This window comes from Streptomyces katrae, from assembly GCF_000966975.1.
GTDB classification, from domain to species: Bacteria; Actinomycetota; Actinomycetes; order Streptomycetales; family Streptomycetaceae; genus Streptomyces; species Streptomyces katrae.
Map to the genome: position 1 here is coordinate 1 of NZ_JZWV01001379.1, position 3,672 is coordinate 3,672.

4 protein-coding genes and 1 pseudogene are annotated in these 3,672 nt (G+C 74.2%); all 5 read left to right on the forward strand.

Features of this window, described 5'->3' with window-relative positions; genetic code table 11:
- On the forward strand, positions 1–455 hold a 455-nt coding region (locus tag VR44_RS37455; RefSeq protein WP_045952136.1), incomplete at its 5' end, for an ABC transporter permease.
- A 13-nt stretch (positions 456–468) separates the two neighbouring features.
- Entirely contained in the window at positions 469–1,632 is a 1,164-nt protein-coding gene (locus VR44_RS37460; RefSeq protein ID WP_045952138.1) for a sensor histidine kinase, read from the forward strand.
- On the forward strand, positions 1,629–2,264 hold the full coding sequence (locus VR44_RS37465) for a response regulator transcription factor (RefSeq protein WP_045952137.1): 636 nt from the start codon (positions 1,629–1,631) through the stop codon (positions 2,262–2,264). Before VR44_RS37460 ends, VR44_RS37465 begins: the two co-directional genes overlap by 4 nt.
- A gap of 27 nt (positions 2,265–2,291) precedes the next feature.
- Positions 2,292–2,480: pseudogene (locus tag VR44_RS49370) on the forward strand (MFS transporter); the annotation flags it as partial.
- A gap of 29 nt (positions 2,481–2,509) precedes the next feature.
- A partial coding sequence (locus tag VR44_RS37470; protein WP_052714010.1) for an MFS transporter occupies positions 2,510–3,672 on the forward strand: 1,163 nt, incomplete at its 3' end.

Genomic DNA, 3,672 nt, shown 5'->3' on the forward strand with positions numbered 1-3,672 from the left:
GCTACGTGCTCGGCAAGACCGCCAGCGCGGGCGTGCTCTCGCTGCCGGCGATCCTGGTGGTCTTCCTGGTCGCCGCCGTGGCCAAGGGCGTGCGCTTCGAGGCCTGGCAGTGGTTCGCCCTGACCGGCGCCATCTGGGCCGGCAGCCTCGTCTTCGCCGCGCTCGGCGTGGCCATCGGCTACCTCGCCGGCGCGGACAACGTCCGGCCCCTGAGCATGCTCTTCTACTTCGCCCTGTCGATCCTCGGCGGCCTGTGGATGCCCACCGCCGCGTTCCCGCAGTGGCTCCAGAACATCTGCGAGTGGCTGCCGACCCACGCCTACGCGGGCCTCGGCCAGGCCATCGAACTGGGCGGCGCCCCGCACGCCAAGGACGTGGCGATCCTCGCCGGGTACTTCGTACTGTTCACGGGGGCGGCCGCCTGGCTGTACCGCAAGGACTCACTGAAGGCGTAGGACCGTGGCGCTGATGCATGAGGCCGAGGCCGAGGCCGAGGAAGTCGACCGGGTCGTCCGGGCACCCGAGGGCACCGTCCACAAGGTGGTCAAGAGCCTCTGGATCGCCATCTGGCTCTTCTACCTCAGCGCACCCGTCACCGACCTGGTGCGCGGCGGGCACAGCGACGGCGCCCGGCTGCTCGGCGGGCTGGGCCTGCTGGCCTTCGTCGGCTGGTACCTGGTGCTGGTGTTCAGGCCGGACCGGCAGAAGCCGGTGCGGCCGGTCCTGCTGTCGCTGGCGGTGCTCAGCGCCGTGGCCACGGCGCTGTCACTGGCCCTGGGACGCGAGTGGCTCGTGCTCTTCGTCTACGTCTCCATCGCCTCCGGCGCCGCGCTGCCCGCGCAGATCTCCCGGTTCACGGTGCCCGCCGCGACGGCGCTGCTGACGGCCCTGGCCCTCACCGTCCCGGACGGCGGCGACTACCTGTGGGGGCTGCTGATCCCGGCCCTGATGGGCGGGTTCGCGATGGTCGGGGTCCGCGCGATGATCCGGACCACCATAGAGCTCCGGCAGGCCCGGGCCACGGTGGCGCAGCTCGCGGCCAACGAGGAGCGCCTGCGGATGGCCCGCGACCTGCACGACCTGCTGGGCCACTCGCTGTCGCTGATCACGCTCAAGAGCGAGCTCGCGGGCCGGATGCTGCCCGACCACCCCGACCGGGCCGCCCAGCAGGTCGCGGACATCGAGAAGGTCTGCCGGCAGGCGCTGGTCGACGTACGGGAGGCCGTGAGCGGCTACCGGCGGCCGACCCTGCCCGGCGAACTCGCGGGCGCCCGGACGGCGCTCGCGGCGGCCGGGGTGAAGGGCGACCTGCCCTCGGACTTCACCGACACCGTCCCCGAGGACCAGGAGTGCGCGCTGGCCTGGTCGCTGCGCGAGGCGGTGACGAACGTGGTCCGGCACAGCGGCGCCAAGCGCTGCACGGTCGCCCTGACCACCCGGCAGACCCTCGCGGGCCCGGTGCTGGAGCTGTCGGTGACCGACGACGGCTCGGGCGGCTCCGCGGTCCCCGGCAACGGCCTGACGGGCCTGACGGAACGTCTGGAGGCGGTCGGGGGCACCCTGTGGGCCGGCCCGGCGGGCAAGACCGGCTTCAGACTGCTGGCGCGGGTCCCCCTAGGATCCCGGTCATGACGCAAGCCTCCGAAGCCGCCCGGGCCCCCATCCGCATCCTCCTGGCGGAGGACCAGTCCATGGTCCGGGAAGCCCTCGCGGCCCTCCTGGGACTGGAGCCGGACATCGAGGTCCTGGCCCAGGTGGCGCGGGGCGACGAGGTCGTGCCGGCGGCGCTGGCCCACGACGTGAACGTGGCGCTGCTGGACATCGAGATGCCGGGCATGACGGGCATCGAGGCGGCCCAGGCCCTGCGCCGGGCCCGCCCCGGCATGAAGATCGTGGTCGTGACCACCTTCGGCCGCCCCGGCTACCTCCGCGGGGCGATGGAGGCCGGCGCCTCGGCGTTCCTCGTCAAGGACGCCCCGGCCGCGGAGCTCGCGGAGGCCGTGCGCAGGGTCCTCGCCGGGGAACGCGTCATCGACCCCGGTCTCGCGGCGGCCGCCCTCGCGGAGGGCGCCAACCCCCTCACCGAGCGGGAACGGGAAGTGCTGCGCGCGGCGGAACACGGTGCGACAAACGCCGAACTCGCGGCGGCCCTCTCCCTCTCCCAGGGCACGGTCCGCAACTACCTCTCGACCGCCATCCAGAAGCTGGCCGCCCGCAACCGGGCCGAAGCGGTCCGCGTGGCCCGGGAAAAGGGCTGGCTCTGACCGGAGGGCCCTGAGCACACTACGCCGGTGTTCAGGAAACTGTGGGCGGCGACCGCCGCGTCGAACCTGTCGGACGGGGTGAGCCTGGCCGCGGCACCGCTCCTCGCGGCCACGATCACCCGTGATCCGGCCATGATCGCCGGGATCACCGTCGCCCAGCGGGCCCCCTGGCTGGTGCTGGCCTTCGTATCCGGGGCGCTCGCCGACCGCCTGGACCGCCGGAAGGTGGCGCAGAGGCGAACAAGGTGGCGCAGAGCGCGAACTGGATCCGCGCCGCCGCCTTCGCCGCCCTCACGGCGGCCGTCCTCGCCGACACCCTGTCCATGCCGCTGCTGTACGTGGTCTTCTTCGCGATCGGCACCGCCGAGACGCTCTACGACAGCGTCTCGGCCGCCTGGGTGCCGATGCTGGTCGGCCCCGAGGAGCTGACCCGGGCCAACAGCCGGTTGCAGACCACATGGGTGGTCTGCAACGAGTTCGCGGGCCCGCCGATCGGAGGCTTCCTCTTCGCGGCGGCCGCCGCCGCGCCGTTCGCCCTGGGCACCGCCGGATACCTGGCCGCCGTGGGCCTGCTCGCCCTCATCCCCTCGGCGGCGCGCGGCAAGGACGAGCCCGACGGCGGACCGTTCACGGTCAGGAGCGTGCGCGAGGACATCGTGGCCGGCGCCCGCTGGTACTGGTCCTCGCCCGTGCTGCGCGCCCTGAGCCTGGTCGCGGCCGCCGGCAACGCGGCCGTCGCGGCGAGCTACGGCCTGCTGGTGCTGCTCGCCCAGGACGAACTCGGCGTCTCCGACGAGGGCTACGGCCTGATGCTCGCCGCCTCCGCGATCGGAGCCGTCCTCGGCGGCATGGCGGCAGGCCGGGTCGGCGGCTGGTTCAGGCCCGGCACCCTGATCCTCGTGACCAACCTGCTGTCGGCCGCCGCCACGGCGGGACTGGGCCTGGCCCTCGGCCCGGCGGTGACCGTCGCCCTCATGGCCCTGGACGGCTTCGTGGTCCTGGTCGTGTCCGTCCACATGGTGACCCTGCGCCAGCAGATCGTCCCGAACGAGCTGATGGGCCGGGTCACCTCCGTCTACCGGGTCGTCGCCGTGGGCTCCTTCGCCGTCGGCGGCATCGCGGGCGGCGCGGTGGCCGCGGCCTTCGGGGTCCCGGCCTCCTTCTACGCCGCCGGTGCGGCCATCGCCGTGACCGCCGTCGCGGTGCTGCCGGTCCTGAGCAACGCCCGCCTGGCCGAGGTCGTACGGCAGGCGGAGGCCGCCGCCGGCCCGGCCGACGCGGGCACGGTCGCCCCGGGCACGGTCGAGGCCGCCGGGGCCACCGCCGGGCCGGCCGACGCGGTGGCCGCGGGCACGGCCGCCACCGGCCAGGTCGCCACAGGCCAGGCCGGCATCAGCTCGGCCGACGA